Genomic DNA, 12,714 nt, shown 5'->3' with positions numbered 1-12,714 from the left:
CCACTGCGGCGTCGGGCGTCTACATCTGGCGGTAAAGAATCATGCCCGCGTGATACAGAATCCCGTCGCGGAACTCCCCGTCAGCCGTGAAGCCGGTGTCATCGACGTACTCGATGTGGTCACCCTCCAGCCAATACCGACCCTGGTAGGCACTCGTCTTGCGGCCCCGGGCTTCATCGTATCGGCCGCCCGGTAACAGTTCATGGCGGATGAGCCCGTCTGCCGTGACCCACAGACCAACGTACTTATCCTGATCAGCAGATTTTTTCCTCGTCATGTTCAGGTCCTCCGTTCAGAACGCGCTGGCGGTCGGGCGGACAATCAGCTCACTGACGTCCACATCGGCAGGTTGTTCAATGGCGTAAGCGATCGCCCGAGCGACCGCCATTGCAGGGATGGCGATCTTGCGGAACTCGCGCATCTCGGCCCGCCCGCCTTCATCGGAAATGCTCTCGGCCAATTCGGACTCGGTAACCCCAGGAGAAATCACGGTGACACGAATGTCCCCGCCGACCTCCTGGCGCAACCCTTCCGAAATGGCGCGCACGGCAAACTTGGTCGCGCAGTAGACCGCCGCTGTCGGGCTCACGGTGTAGGCACCGATCGAGGCGATATTGATGAACTGGCCTGATTGCTGTTTTTGCATCAGCGGCAAACCGGCCGCGATACCATGCAAGACCCCGCGAATATTGACGTCGATCATCCGGTCCCACTCGGAGACTTTCAGCGCCTCGAGTTTCGACAGCGGCATCACCCCGGCATTGTTGACGATCACATCGACCCGGCCATGCAGCTTCAACGCAAAGTCCACAAACCCTTGCATGTCGTCTCGGCGGGTGACATCCAATGCCTGGAAGTGAGCGACTCCACCGCTCGCGTTGATCTCGCCACAGAGTATTTCGAGGCGCTCGGTACGACGTGCCCCGAGCACGACATGCGCGCCCTTGCTGGCCAACAGGCGCGCTGTCGCCTCGCCTATACCACTGCTCGCGCCGGTGATCAGAACGATTTTTTTCGAGATGTTCGACATGACCCTATTCCCTCACTTGAGTGTCTGGTGACGCGAGAGCGGTGTCTCGCTGCCAGTCCAGATTAGGAATAACGACGGTCGGCCAGTTAGTCAGATCCTTCTGACAACTTGCCTGATCCTGTCGGGGAACACCTTACTTCGTTGCGTCGAGGACAAGCCTGCCCTGTAAATGCCGGCCCATGCTTTTCTCGATCGCCACTTTCGCCTCACTCAACGGGAATGCCTCGACGTCGACCCTGAGGTGTCCCTTGTCGAACAGTTCGGCAATCAGCGAAAGCTGCCGGCCATCGGAGCGGGTGGCAAAGTTGGCCGGGGTCACACCGTAGTCGTTGGCCAGCGACATGTTCGGCAGGCTCACGGGCGATACCAGCACGCCGTGTTTTTTCAGCACCGCAAAGGAACGGGTCTGTGTGTCGCCGCCCACCAGGTCCAGTACCACATCGACACCGGACACCAGCTCTTCGAATGCCTGGGTCCTGTAGTCGATGGTGTAATCAGCGCCGAGGTCTTTCAGGTAAGCGTGATTGTGCGCGGAGGCCGTTGCGTAGACTTCAGCCCCCAGGTACTTGGCCATCTGCACGGCCATGCTGCCCACGCCCCCGGCCGCGGCGTGGATCAACACTTTCTGTCGACGTTGCACACCCGCGTGTTCGGTCAGGGCCTGCCAGGCCGTCAGGGCCGTGGCGGGGACAGCGCTGGCCTGCAAGGCACTGAGTGATGTGGGTTTCAGCGCCAGTTTTGCAACCTGGGCGACGGCTTTGCTCGCATAACCCCCGACGATGTTGATGAAGCCGAACACTTCATCGCCGAGGCTGAACTCAGTGACGCCCTGCCCCAGCGCGATCACGGTACCGGCCACTTCAACCCCCGGGGTAAAGGGCAGCGGCAAAGGGATGAACGCTTTCATGGCACCGGAGAGGATCTTCCAGTCAATCGGGTTAACTCCGGCTCCGGCGACATCGATCAGTACTTCACCGACACCGGCCACCGGGTCGGCAATGTCTTCCAGACGTAAAACTTCAGGGCTGCCGTATTCGTACACGCGTATGGCTTTCATGGAGGTCTCGACTATCGAAAAAGAAGGGAGAAGAACATTGCGCTGCGAGGGGCTGGCCTTCGCAGCGCGGGGCTATCAACGACGGCGAGCGTCGAGGCTGAAACGACCGGCACCGAAGGCCACGACCTGCAACAGGCCACCCGCCATCGCGATGTTCTTGAAGAAGTGAATGAACTGGTTTTGATCGCCCAGGGCGTTATGGAAGGCCAGTGCGGTAAACACGCTGAACACGGCCAGTACAGCGGCAACGGTGCGGGTGCGGTAACCGGCGATCAGTGCCAGGCCACCACCGATTTCAACGACGATCGCCAGCGCCAGCGCCAATTGCGGAAGCGGAAGACCGACTGAGCCGATGTAGCCGACCATCATGGCCGGAGCGGCCAGTTTCGAAAAACCGGAGAGGATGAAGATTGCGCTGAGCAGTACGCGGCCGATCAACGAGGCCGAAGCCTGGGTGACGTCGGAACGGCTCTGTTCAGCGGTGGCGGAATGAGCGATGTTTGCGGAAGTCGTCATGAGGCATTTCCTTCAATGGGGTGCGATTCGACATGAACCGCCCTGTTGAGGAAATGTTGCTCCTGGACAGCTCATCTGAATAGACGACTAATTTAGATCATTAGATTCGATAAAATAGACAAGATAATCCCCCCATCGAAAGGGAGCTCAATCGTGCAAACCGCTGAGCGAACGTCTGCAACAGGCCTGGAGGCCCACATTCGCGGTCAGCGCCTGGCCGCCTCCGACGAGGTTTTTTCCAACGATGTGCTGGTGCAGATCTTTACCCGCGAGCGCATCGAGCAAAGCGTTGTCGTTCCCGCCGTGGCTGAGCCGCTGATTGTCTGGGTACTTTCCGGGAGCGCCACCATTGAGGAACGGGAGGCAGGCGAAGCGTGGCGGGCGAGTGAAGTGACACAGGGGGATTTTTTCCTCACCACCAGCGCCATGCCCTACGAAATGCGCTGGCAAGTGACCAGTGCGGAACCCTTTGTAGTGATGCACATTTACCTCGGCCTGCCCCTGCTGGAACGAGCGATCCAGGAAACCGGCAAACACGTCACGGGTTCGATTTGTCTGCGTGAAATATCCGGGGGGCGTGACGAGACTTTGTCGTTGTTGTTCGAACAATTCAGAGTCGAACTGCAATCTCGGGGAGAAACCAGCCCGCTGCTGATGCAAGGCATCGCCCAGTGCATCGCCGTACACCTGGCGCGCCATTATCTGGATGCGCAAGCCGATAACATCGTTCAGCGCAACGCCCTGCCGGCCTTCAAGCTCAAGCGTGCGGTGACTGCGATGGAGGCGTCGCTGGGTGAGACGTTTTGCCTGGGGGATCTGGCCGACGCAGCCGGGATGAGCGAGTACCACTTCAGCCGCCTGTTCAAACGCGCCACGGGGCTTTCACCCTCGCGCTACTTCATCCGGCTGAGAATGACCAAGGCCAGGCAACTGCTGATCGAAACCGACATGAGCATCATCGATGCGGGACTTGAGGTCGGCTACAGCAGCGCCAGCCATTTTTCCCAGACATTCAAACGGGAGGTCGGCGTCCCGCCCAGTCATTACCGCAAATGAAAACGCGGCACGGCGCACGCCATGCCGCAACTACAACCGGCCAATCAACTGCCCACGGGAATGCTCATGCCGCCATCGGCCATGACCACCGAGCCGACAATGAAACTCGCGCGCTCGGAGGCCAGGAACGCCACGATCTCGGCGATTTCATCGGGCGAAGCCGCACGGCCGATCGGTGCCGACTTGCCGTGCTCTTGCAGGAAGCCCGGGCCATCTTCCATGAAGTGATTGAGCAGATTGGTGACCACGTCGCCCACGCCAATCGCGTTGACCCGAATACCGTGCTCTATCGCTTCCAGGGCCTGGGTTCGGGTCAGTTGAGCCAGAGCCCCTTTCGATGCGGTATAGGCCGCGATGCCCGGGAACGCGAAGTAAGAGGCATAGGACGCGATGTTGACGATGGCGCCTGACTTTCGCTTCATCATTTCCTTCGCCGCTTCACGGGAATGGAGGAACGCACCCGTCACGTTGGTCTCCATCTGCCAGCTCCAATCCTCGCGCGTCATCTCGACCAGAGGCTTGTAGATGATCCGCCCCGCGTTGTTGACCAGCACATCGAGCTTGCCGAAGTGTTGAACGGCCAGGGCAACCGCTTTTTCCGCCGAGCCATCGACCGTGATGTCGGCCACGAATGGCACCAGGCCCGGACGCTCGAGGGCGTTCACTTCAGGGTTGATGTCTTCGGCAATGACCTTGGCGCCACGGGCATGGAACAGCTCGGCGATGGCACGGCCGATACCGCTGGCGGCGCCCGTGACAATCACGACTTTGCCGGCGATCTCGTTGGGGGTAGCAATAAAATCAGTCATCTCGTTTCTCCTGGCAAGAGAGCAGCTGAACCATTCCAGCCGCTGCGCATACGCCTGAACGTATGCGGGGTGTCGCTTTCGACGACTCAACTGTCGCCGATCACGGTTCGCCACTCTTTAGGAGCCTTGTTCAACCTGTCGCGGTTTTGCGCTTATCTGCCTGGTGTTTCATTTTTCCAGCACACCGGGCGGATGCATGACGCTATACGATGTACCGGGATAATATTGGCCATTACGTTCGAGGAAATTGGCATGATCTCTGACCCCGGAACACCGACACTGGACCAGCTGCGCGTGTTCCTGACGGTCGTGGAAGTCGGCAGTTTTGCCGCGGCGGCCAGAAAACTGCACCGGGCCACCTCGGTCATCAGTTACTCGATCGCCAACCTGGAAATGCAGCTCGGCGTGTCGCTGTTTGACCGTCAGACCACCCGCAAACCCCAGCTCACCGATGCCGGCCGCACCGTGCTGGCCGAAGCCAGGACCATCGCCAACGGTATTCATGGATTGCGCGCCAAAGTGAAGGGCCTGCTCCAGGGGCTCGAAGCCGAGGTTCACGTGGTACTCGATGTGATGCTTCCCCCCGACCGGGTGGTGGACGCACTCAAGTCCTTTCGCGAAGAATTCCCGACCGTTGCCCTGCACTTGCATATGGAAGCCCTCGGCGCCGTCACTGAGCTGGTGATCAACCGTGGCGCGATCATCGGCGTCAGTGGGCCCATGAATGAAGGCATCGACGGTATCGAAAGAATGGGCGTCGGCAGTGTCGAGCTGATTCCGGTGGCCGCCCCGAATCATCCATTGGCATCGAGCGACTCGAATGCTCCGGGCGCCGGGCGAGAGTTCACGCAACTGGTGCTGTCCGACCGTTCGGTGCTGACCAAGGACAAGGATTTCGCCGTGCTCAGCAACCGCACCTGGCGGCTGGCGGACCTGGGCGCCAAACACATGCTGCTGCGTGAAGGCATCGGCTGGGGCAACATGCCAGCCCCGATGGTCCAGGAAGATCTGCAGAGCGGCCGACTCGTGCAACTGAACATTCCGGAATACAAAAGCGGCCAATATTCCTTCGACGTCATCTACCGCACGGATCTGCCACCGGGGCCGGCGGCGCGATGGTTGATTGACCGCTTCGTCCAACAAGGCTCGGCGCAGGCGGCATCGGCTTGAGGATGGAACTTGTCGATTTTCTGGAAATCCCGGGGGAACACAGATTACGAAATATCTGTAGGAGCTGCCGAAGGCTCGGGCCGCGTTCGGACGATCTTTTGATCTTGCTTTTGCGATCTGGAGATTGCTGAAGATCAAGATCAAAAGATCGCAGCCTTCGGCAGCTCCTACAATTTCCCGGAATTACGTGATGGACCATTTTTTGACCAGACCGTGAACGTTCCAGGGCAACACCATTACTCACTTCAGATGGCATAATCGCAACCGGTTCATAACAGGTGCGAATCAATGACCGTCGAAAGCTACGACCAACTGGCGATCTTCTCGGCCGTGGCACAGGAGCGCAGTTTCACCCGTGCCGCCGCCAGGCTGGGTATGTCGCAGCCGGCCTTGAGCCGCGCCATGCGCCAGCTGGAGGATCGACTGGGTGTCCGGTTGCTGTCTCGCACCACGCGCAGCGTTTCGCCGACTGAAGCCGGCGAGCATCTGCTGCGGGTGATCGCCCCCAGGTTCGAAGAGATCGACAACGAACTGGCCCTGCTCAGCGCGTTCCGCGACAAGCCGGCGGGCAAATTGCGGATCACGGCCGGCGAGCATGCAGCGATCACGGTTCTGCACCCCGTACTGGCCAAATTGCTGCCGGACTATCCTGACCTCAACATCGAAATCATCGTCGACTACGGCTTTACCGACATAGTGGCCGAAGGCTTCGACGCTGGCGTACGGTTGGGTGAGCAGGTCGCCAAGGACATGATCGCCATGCGCATCGGCCCCGACATGCGCATGGCGGTGGTCGGCTCCCCCGCGTATTTCGCCCGATATTCAAAGCCCGTCGTCCCGATCGATCTGATGCAGCACAATTGCATCACTTTGCGCATGCCAACTCACGGTGGGCTGTATTCGTGGGAGTTCGAGAAGAATGGCCAGCCAGTGAACGTCCGCGTCGAGGGCCAACTGGTGTTCAACAACATTGCCATGCGCCTGCAGGCCGCCCTGCAGGGGTTGGGCCTGGCCTACATGCCGGAAGACCAGGTGCAGGAGCATGTCGCGCAGGGCCGGTTGATCCGCGTGCTCACGGACTGGTGCGAGCCGTTCTCTGGCTACCACCTCTATTACCCGAGCCGGCGGCAGAGCTCGCCGGCCTTTACCCTGCTGCGCGAGGCCTTGCGCTATCCGGGCTGATTGGCCTGAGTGGCGTCCAGCGCCTCGGCGGCGCGCTTGGCGGCTTCAGCATCCCCCTGATCGGCCAGTAGCCGGGTCAACTGACGTAATTGCCCGACAGTCAGGCCGACCCGCAGGCTGGCGGCCATGTGCGAGCGCAGTTGTGACTCTACGCCCGGCGTGGCGGCCAGCGCCGCGACGGTCGCCAGCTCCCGACTTTGCCAGTCAAGGTTGTCGCGCTCGAAAATGTCGCCGAACAGATGCGTTTGCAGGTACTGATTGATGACAGGGACGAAGTCGAACAGCGGCCCCTGGACAGGCGCCCCGGCAATACGCGTCTGGTTGGCCTTGCCAACCGCCAGCAACTCATCGCCGACGGGAATGGTGCGACCGGGCTCGCGCCCCGCAACATCCTCGATACCCCCCTGTTTGCGTGCCTGGACCACGTTCATCAACTCGCCAAGGGCATTGAGGCTGCGCGGAAAACCGCTGTAGGCGTAGAGCTGCACCAGTATTTCCTTCGCCTCGCTGACCGTCAGCCCCGCATCAAGCCCCTGGTTAAGGGCCGCGTTGAGTCGGGGAATATTGCTCGTGGCCATGGCGGCGGCAATCAGCGGGATGGCCTGCTGCCTGGCGGACAATGTCTCGGAAACGGGTTGCGTAGCAGGCAAGGATTGCGGCGCAACAGAACGCTGGGCGCTGTACTGGGCATCGGTGACCTTCTCCAGCCATTGCACGCTTTTGCCCTCTACCGAACCGGTCACGGCCAAGTGCGTCATGCGGCTCGTCGCAGCGGCACCATGCCAGTGCTTGACGCCCGGCGGGCAGACAATCACATCGCCTGGATGGATTTCCTGCACGGGCTTGCCCCATTCTTGCGTCAGGCCGACACCGGAGGTCACCACCAATCGCTGGCCGGCAGGATGGGTGTGCCAGGCCGAACGCGCGCCCGGCTCGAAGGTGACGTAGGCACCGGATGCATTGTTCTCGCCCGTGGCAGGAAACAACGGATCGACGCGCACCTGCCCGGTGAAATAATCCGCCGGGCCGGCGACCGAAGCCTGGCTGCCTGCCCGACTGATCTGCTGGGCGGCCCTGGACTCACTGACACTGTCGGCCCCTGCTGCGCCGGCAAAAGGCGCCGCGGCGCACACCGCGATGCCAAAAAGCGTGTTTTTCATGATGAAGGATCCCTCGAGTCAGAGTGTTCTGGCGTAGAACGCGTTCAACTGGCCAATGGCGACGTCCACATACTCAGGCACCCAATAGGTTTCGATATGGGTCGCGCCATCGATCGTGAACAGTTTCTTGTCCCCGGTCCCACTGGCCTTGGCGAACGCCTGCTCCGACATGTACAGGCTGTCGGCCTTGCTGCCGGCGATCATCAGCAAGGGTTGGTCGATCAGCTCGATCTGGTCAGTGGCATCGAAGCTCATCAGGTCCAGCAGGCTGCTCTGGGTGTAGCGGAAGGTCGAGTTCGGATGGGCGTGGGTCTTGCCGTAATACTCGAAACCCTGCCGATACAGATCGAATGGCAGTCCGGCGATCTGTTCATCGGTCAGTCTGGCGTCGCCGACGTAGAGCACCTCCCCGCCCGCCGCTTCCTGCGCGCGGGCGGCCGAAGCCTGTTGCAAGCGCTCCTGGATCGTCGACAGTTGCGAGTCCCGGTAGCCATTGCGACGCACCAGCCCGGAGTTGAACATGCTCAAGGTCGCGATCGACTGGAAGCGCTTGTCGGATTGCGCCGCCTTCAATGAATACCCCCCGCCGCCGCAGATACCGAGCAAGCCCAGTCGCGCGCTGTCGACGCCCGGATAGCGGGCGATGAAGTCCGCCATGCCATGGATGTCCTCGATGCGGTACGCGGGCTTGTCGATGTTGCGCGGCTCGCCACCGCTGGCCCCCTGATACGCCGCATCCGCCGTGATCGTGATGTAGCCCTGATCGGCCAGGCGCTGGGCATACAGGCCGGCGACCTGCTCCTTCACCCCGCCATTGGGATGCGCCACGACGACGGCCGGGTATTGCTTCGTCGCGTCATAATTGGCCGGGGTGTAGACGTTGGCGGCGATGTCCAGGCCGTTGAGTCTGTAGGTGACCGGATGGATGTTGACCTTGCCCGGCTCGTTCTTCACCAGCGCGCCTGCGTAGGTCAAGGTGTAGGGATTGTGTTTGTAGTCTGCGGCCTCGGCGTCAACGCCCGACATGCCGATCATGGCGGCCATGAGTGTGGCCTTCAGCGTGGTTCGCATCTTGTGAATACTCCTGACTATTCCAGTTTCCAAGGGTGTGCGGCAGCGATTGCCCTGCTCGGTATCAATCGAGGTTTTTCTCGGCGAGAAACTGCGAAACCAGGTCCGCGATCTCGACGTTGTTCAAGTCCGAAAACGGGAAGTGGCTGTTGCCCCTGATACCGATCTCCGGCAAGTGAATGAGCCGCACGTCGCCGCCATGGCGGTTCACGGTGTCACGCCACAGTCGCGCCATCTCGAGCCGGGCACGCCAGCTGTCCTGTGCCGGTAAACGAACCGGCTTGTCGGGGATGTTGTCGCCGTAGATGATCAGGATGGGGATGTGCGTCAGCGCTGCGAACTGCGCCTTCGATACGACCTGCGCCGAGAGTGTGTCGAACGCGCTGGGAATCGGCGCCGGCACCTCGCCTTCGGGAAACACGAAGCTGCTACCCGGCTCGAACGCGACGATGCCCCGCACCTGTTGGCTCTTGATCGCGGTCATCCAACCGGGTCCACCGCCCTGAGAGTGGGTGAACAGGATGGCGGGCCCGGTCTTGTCCAACAGCGCGGATACGCCATCGGAGGCGACTTCAATGTCATAAGGGCCGGTGTTGGGTGTCATCGAACGGAAGAATTGCTCCAGCGCCTGCGGCCCACGGGGGAACTGACTGCCCTCGAAGGTTTCGGGCCACTGTCCGATGCGGAACTGGTTGAACCACAGTTGCTCGTCCGGCACTGGCTTGATCGTCGTTTCCACCAGGCTGCGCCCCGCATCGCCACGGCGCGGTTGGTCAATCAGGTAGGTGGAGAACCCGCGCCGCAGGAAGATGTTCTGGAAGCCTTCGCGGCCATCGGCCGTGGTTTCCCAGGACTTCGCCGATTGCCCTGCGCCATGCCACATGACGATGGGCAAGGGGTGCGCATCGACCGGTACCTGATAGAACGCATACACATGGTCGCCATGGTAGGTCTGGCCGTCAGGCATCAGCGGTTTGTAAGGATCAAAGCGACCCGGCTGGGTGATCAGTCCCCCGCCGGCAATCAGGCTTCCTTGATCCTTGATGATCAGCGGGCTGCGCTCGGCAGCTTCCACGAGCGCCCCGCCAGTCAGGGTGAGACAGAACGTGCCCGCCCTGACGGCGGCATGTGCGTACTTGCGGATGGAATCCCGGGTCATGAGTGGCTCTCGACGTATAATCGCAGAGAGGCAAACTACCGCCCAGGCATTAATTAATGAATAGACCCAATCGGATAGCAGTAATACCAAAAACACATAATTCTATTGATTGAGACAGGTCCAGCCGAAGGTGGAGGATGCCCTGAAAGAGGCCTAATCTGAATAGACACGACCTTGATCGCCTCTTGATACAGGGGAACCGGAATGACGGGACAGACTGCACGCCAAGGCTCGTCATGGCTCCTGCTTTCCCTGCTCGCCGCCAATCTGGCGCTGACAGCCGGATGCTCAGGCAAAACCAACACGGCTCGCTATTCAGCCTCGAACACCGGCTCAGCCTGCTATGCAAAAGCCCTCCCCACTGTCGGCGAAGGTGGCCTCGCCTGGGGCGACACGCTGAACATGGCTCGCCAGAAATCCCTGAATAACTGCATCCGCTATGCCGGCCGATCGGGCGGCACGCCGAATACCTGCCAGGTGGTGTTGGCGGAATGCAAACACTGATAGAGCGGTTTTTCGTTTCTGCGTCGCTTTTGCATTTCTGTGCGACAGATCCCACTTCAGGGGCTCCCGTTTCACACGCGCATGGTGTTAGTTTTGAAATGTTTCTGATCAGACGATCAGATATTTCTTACAACCCGCCTGCAAAGGAATGCCCCCAGCAATGGATTTTTCATTCAAGCACCTGGCTGCGACCACCCTGATGCTCGCCAGCCTTTCGTCGTTCACCAGCGTTGCCCACGCCAACATCACACCGCAACAGAACGCGATCATCCTCAAGACGTTCAATGATGCTTCGGTCAAGGATTTCCGCCAGTTCCTGCAAACCCTGGCCAAGAGCGATGTCGCCAAAACCGATGATCTCGGCCCGGCCATCAGTGCCTTCCTCGGCAACAAGACGCTGTCCGCTGAGCAGCAGAACGAAATCCATCGTTTGCTCGGTCTTTACGCCCGGGTGAAATACGGCAGTGCGGCCACCGAAACCTTGAAGGAACTGGTGGCCATTCCGACCGTGCGCGTGGACGGCGTTGACCAGCACGACAACCCCGAATTCCTCAAGATCGCCGAGAAGATCAAGGGCCTCGCCCAGGCGTTCAACCTGAACTTTCGCAACATCGACAACCGCGTGTACGAGATCTCCCTCGAAGGCAAGGGCGATGAAGTCGTGGGCATTCACGCCCATGCCGATGTGGTGCCGGTGACGCCGGAGAACTGGGTGCTGCAGGACGGCACCCGCCTCGATCCGTTCAAGGTCACCCTGGTCGGCGATCGAATGTATGGCCGCGGCACCGAAGATGACAAGAACGGCATCGTGGTGGCGCTCTACGCCATGAAGATCATCAAGGAGGAGCAACTGCCGCTGGCGCGCAACTTCAAGCTGCTGGTCGACACCACCGAAGAAACCACCGGTGATGCCATCCCCTACTACTTCGAGCGCAACCCGACGCCCAACTACAACCTGGCGCTGGATGGCGGCTACCCGGTGGTGATCGCAGAGAAAGGCTACGGCACCGTCATGGCGAGCTTCGCCAAGCGTGCTGGCGAGGGCAAAGGCGCAGAAATCATTTCGATGACCGGCGGCCTGGCCACCAACCAGATTCCGTCGACATCGGTCGCGACCCTGGTGACCGACAAGCCCGCCGAACTGGCTGCCGGCCTGCAAAAGGCCGGCACTGAGTACGCCAAGCAAAATGGCGGCAACTTCGAATTGGCCGCCAAGGTCGACGGCAAGGACGTCAAACTGACGGTCACCGGCGTTTCCGCCCACTCCTCCGAGCCCGAGTCCGGCGTCAACCCGGTGGCCAGGATGCTCGACTTCATCAATAGCCTCGACGGCAAGGTCGCGCTCAAGCACAACCAGTTCACCGACGCTGCCCGCTACGCCGCCGACAACTGGGGGCTGGACTACCTGGGTGGCAAGCTGGGGGTCGGTTTTGCCGATGAGTTCATGGGCCCGCTGACCACGTCCCTGACCTATGTCGGGATGGATGACAAAGCCTTCAAACTCGCCGTCAACCTGCGCGTGCCGAAGGGCAAGACGCCAGAAGCGCTCAAGTCCGAAATCGGCGCAAAGCTGAACGCCTGGAGCAAGAAGACCGGGATCGCGCCGACCTTCGACCTGTCGATTGCCGAACCGATGTACCGCAACCCCGAGGGTGAATGGGTCAAGGCCCTGCTCGCGGTGGCCAGCGAAAACCTCGGCATGGAACACAAGTTCGGCACCTCCGCCGGCGCCACGTCCGTGCATGAGTTGCCGAACGGCGTGCAATTCGGCCTGGCCATGCCGGACGTCAAGTACACCGGTCACAACGACAACGAGTTCAAGACGACCGAGCAGTTCCTCCTGGACTTGCAGATCGTGACCGAGATGATGGGCCGCATCGGGCAATTGCCGACGCTTTGATCGGTTCTTTCCCTGATTTGGACTCGGACGCGGTCCCTTTGTGGGAGCTGGCTTGCCAGCGATGGTCGTCAACGATAACGCGTGTTAGCCGGATAAACGC

13 protein-coding genes are annotated in these 12,714 nt (G+C 60.6%); 5 read left to right on the top strand and 8 right to left on the bottom strand.

The window, feature by feature from the left end; translation table 11 throughout:
• Positions 1–19: 19 nt before the first annotated feature.
• The 4 genes from C9422_RS26530 to C9422_RS26515 form a co-directional block, all read right to left on the bottom strand.
• Positions 20–277, bottom strand: coding sequence for an Atu4866 domain-containing protein (locus C9422_RS26530; RefSeq protein ID WP_116582731.1), 258 nt, complete (start codon positions 275–277; stop codon positions 20–22).
• A gap of 15 nt (positions 278–292) precedes the next feature.
• Positions 293–1,030, bottom strand: a complete 738-nt coding sequence (locus tag C9422_RS26525) for an SDR family oxidoreductase (protein WP_007979562.1) — start codon at positions 1,028–1,030, stop codon at positions 293–295.
• Positions 1,031–1,163: 133 nt separating this feature from the next.
• Positions 1,164–2,087, bottom strand: coding sequence for an NADP-dependent oxidoreductase (locus C9422_RS26520; RefSeq protein ID WP_116582730.1), 924 nt, complete (start codon positions 2,085–2,087; stop codon positions 1,164–1,166).
• Positions 2,088–2,162: 75 nt separating this feature from the next.
• Complete coding sequence (locus C9422_RS26515; RefSeq protein ID WP_116582729.1) at positions 2,163–2,603, bottom strand: DoxX family protein; 441 nt, start codon at positions 2,601–2,603, stop codon at positions 2,163–2,165.
• A 153-nt stretch (positions 2,604–2,756) separates the two neighbouring features.
• Here C9422_RS26515 and C9422_RS26510 point away from each other — a divergent pair, with 153 nt between their 5' ends.
• Complete coding sequence (locus C9422_RS26510; protein WP_116582728.1) at positions 2,757–3,659, top strand: helix-turn-helix domain-containing protein; 903 nt, start codon at positions 2,757–2,759, stop codon at positions 3,657–3,659.
• A 44-nt stretch (positions 3,660–3,703) separates the two neighbouring features.
• Here the strand turns inward: C9422_RS26510 and C9422_RS26505 are convergent, their stop codons facing one another.
• Positions 3,704–4,468 carry an SDR family NAD(P)-dependent oxidoreductase gene (locus tag C9422_RS26505; protein WP_116582727.1) on the bottom strand — a complete coding sequence of 255 codons (765 nt, stop codon included), beginning with the start codon at positions 4,466–4,468 and terminating at the stop codon, positions 3,704–3,706.
• Positions 4,469–4,720: 252 nt separating this feature from the next.
• On the opposite strand from C9422_RS26505, the gene C9422_RS26500 reads away from it, so the two are divergent.
• Complete coding sequence (locus tag C9422_RS26500) at positions 4,721–5,638, top strand: LysR family transcriptional regulator (RefSeq protein ID WP_116582726.1); 918 nt, start codon at positions 4,721–4,723, stop codon at positions 5,636–5,638.
• A 288-nt stretch (positions 5,639–5,926) separates the two neighbouring features.
• Complete coding sequence (locus C9422_RS26495; protein WP_116582725.1) at positions 5,927–6,820, top strand: LysR family transcriptional regulator; 894 nt, start codon at positions 5,927–5,929, stop codon at positions 6,818–6,820.
• On the opposite strand, the gene C9422_RS26490 is transcribed toward C9422_RS26495, so the two are convergent.
• From C9422_RS26490 to C9422_RS26480, 3 genes are all read right to left on the bottom strand, one after another.
• The gene (locus tag C9422_RS26490; RefSeq protein WP_116582724.1) at positions 6,808–7,980 is read right to left on the bottom strand and encodes a carboxymuconolactone decarboxylase family protein; all 1,173 of its coding nucleotides are present in this window, start codon (positions 7,978–7,980) and stop codon (positions 6,808–6,810) included. The two genes, C9422_RS26495 and C9422_RS26490, sit on opposite strands and share 13 nt — an antisense overlap.
• 18 nt (positions 7,981–7,998) lie before the next feature.
• Positions 7,999–9,051: an alpha/beta hydrolase gene (locus C9422_RS26485; RefSeq protein ID WP_116582723.1), complete on the bottom strand. Its 1,053-nt coding sequence runs from the start codon at positions 9,049–9,051 to the stop codon at positions 7,999–8,001.
• Between the two features lie 64 nt (positions 9,052–9,115).
• A complete protein-coding gene (locus C9422_RS26480) occupies positions 9,116–10,210 on the bottom strand; it encodes an alpha/beta fold hydrolase (RefSeq protein WP_116582722.1) in 1,095 nt (364 codons plus the stop codon).
• Positions 10,211–10,414: 204 nt separating this feature from the next.
• Here C9422_RS26480 and C9422_RS26475 point away from each other — a divergent pair, with 204 nt between their 5' ends.
• Together C9422_RS26475 and C9422_RS26470 are read left to right on the top strand one after the other, a co-directional pair.
• Complete coding sequence (locus tag C9422_RS26475) at positions 10,415–10,714, top strand: DUF4189 domain-containing protein (RefSeq protein WP_116582721.1); 300 nt, start codon at positions 10,415–10,417, stop codon at positions 10,712–10,714.
• A 160-nt stretch (positions 10,715–10,874) separates the two neighbouring features.
• Positions 10,875–12,614 (top strand): dipeptidase, encoded by a 1,740-nt coding sequence (locus C9422_RS26470; protein ID WP_116582720.1) that lies wholly within the window; start codon positions 10,875–10,877, stop codon positions 12,612–12,614.
• The last annotated feature ends 100 nt before the right edge of the window (positions 12,615–12,714 follow it).

It is taken from the genome of Pseudomonas sp. B1(2018) (genome assembly GCF_003097365.1).
Lineage (GTDB): Bacteria > Pseudomonadota > Gammaproteobacteria > Pseudomonadales > Pseudomonadaceae > Aquipseudomonas > Aquipseudomonas laurylsulfatiphila.
The sequence above is the reverse complement of the archived record's forward strand: the minus strand, read 5'-3'. Positions and strand labels throughout refer to the sequence as shown.

Excerpts from the sequence above, each read along its gene's own strand:
- C9422_RS26505 (WP_116582727.1), bottom strand. The coding sequence starts at position 4,468 with ATGACTGATTTTATTGCTACCCCCAACGAGATCGCCGGCAAAGTCGTG.
- C9422_RS26515 (WP_116582729.1), bottom strand. The coding sequence starts at position 2,603 with ATGACGACTTCCGCAAACATCGCTCATTCCGCCACCGCTGAACAGAGC.
- C9422_RS26470 (WP_116582720.1), top strand. The coding sequence starts at position 10,875 with ATGGATTTTTCATTCAAGCACCTGGCTGCGACCACCCTGATGCTCGCC.
- C9422_RS26530 (WP_116582731.1), bottom strand. The coding sequence starts at position 277 with ATGACGAGGAAAAAATCTGCTGATCAGGATAAGTACGTTGGTCTGTGG.
- C9422_RS26525 (WP_007979562.1), bottom strand. The coding sequence starts at position 1,030 with ATGTCGAACATCTCGAAAAAAATCGTTCTGATCACCGGCGCGAGCAGT.
- C9422_RS26495 (WP_116582725.1), top strand. The coding sequence starts at position 5,927 with ATGACCGTCGAAAGCTACGACCAACTGGCGATCTTCTCGGCCGTGGCA.
- C9422_RS26480 (WP_116582722.1), bottom strand. The coding sequence starts at position 10,210 with ATGACCCGGGATTCCATCCGCAAGTACGCACATGCCGCCGTCAGGGCG.
- C9422_RS26485 (WP_116582723.1), bottom strand. The coding sequence starts at position 9,051 with ATGCGAACCACGCTGAAGGCCACACTCATGGCCGCCATGATCGGCATG.
- C9422_RS26490 (WP_116582724.1), bottom strand. The coding sequence starts at position 7,980 with ATGAAAAACACGCTTTTTGGCATCGCGGTGTGCGCCGCGGCGCCTTTT.
- C9422_RS26475 (WP_116582721.1), top strand. The coding sequence starts at position 10,415 with ATGACGGGACAGACTGCACGCCAAGGCTCGTCATGGCTCCTGCTTTCC.
- C9422_RS26520 (WP_116582730.1), bottom strand. The coding sequence starts at position 2,087 with ATGAAAGCCATACGCGTGTACGAATACGGCAGCCCTGAAGTTTTACGT.
- C9422_RS26500 (WP_116582726.1), top strand. The coding sequence starts at position 4,721 with ATGATCTCTGACCCCGGAACACCGACACTGGACCAGCTGCGCGTGTTC.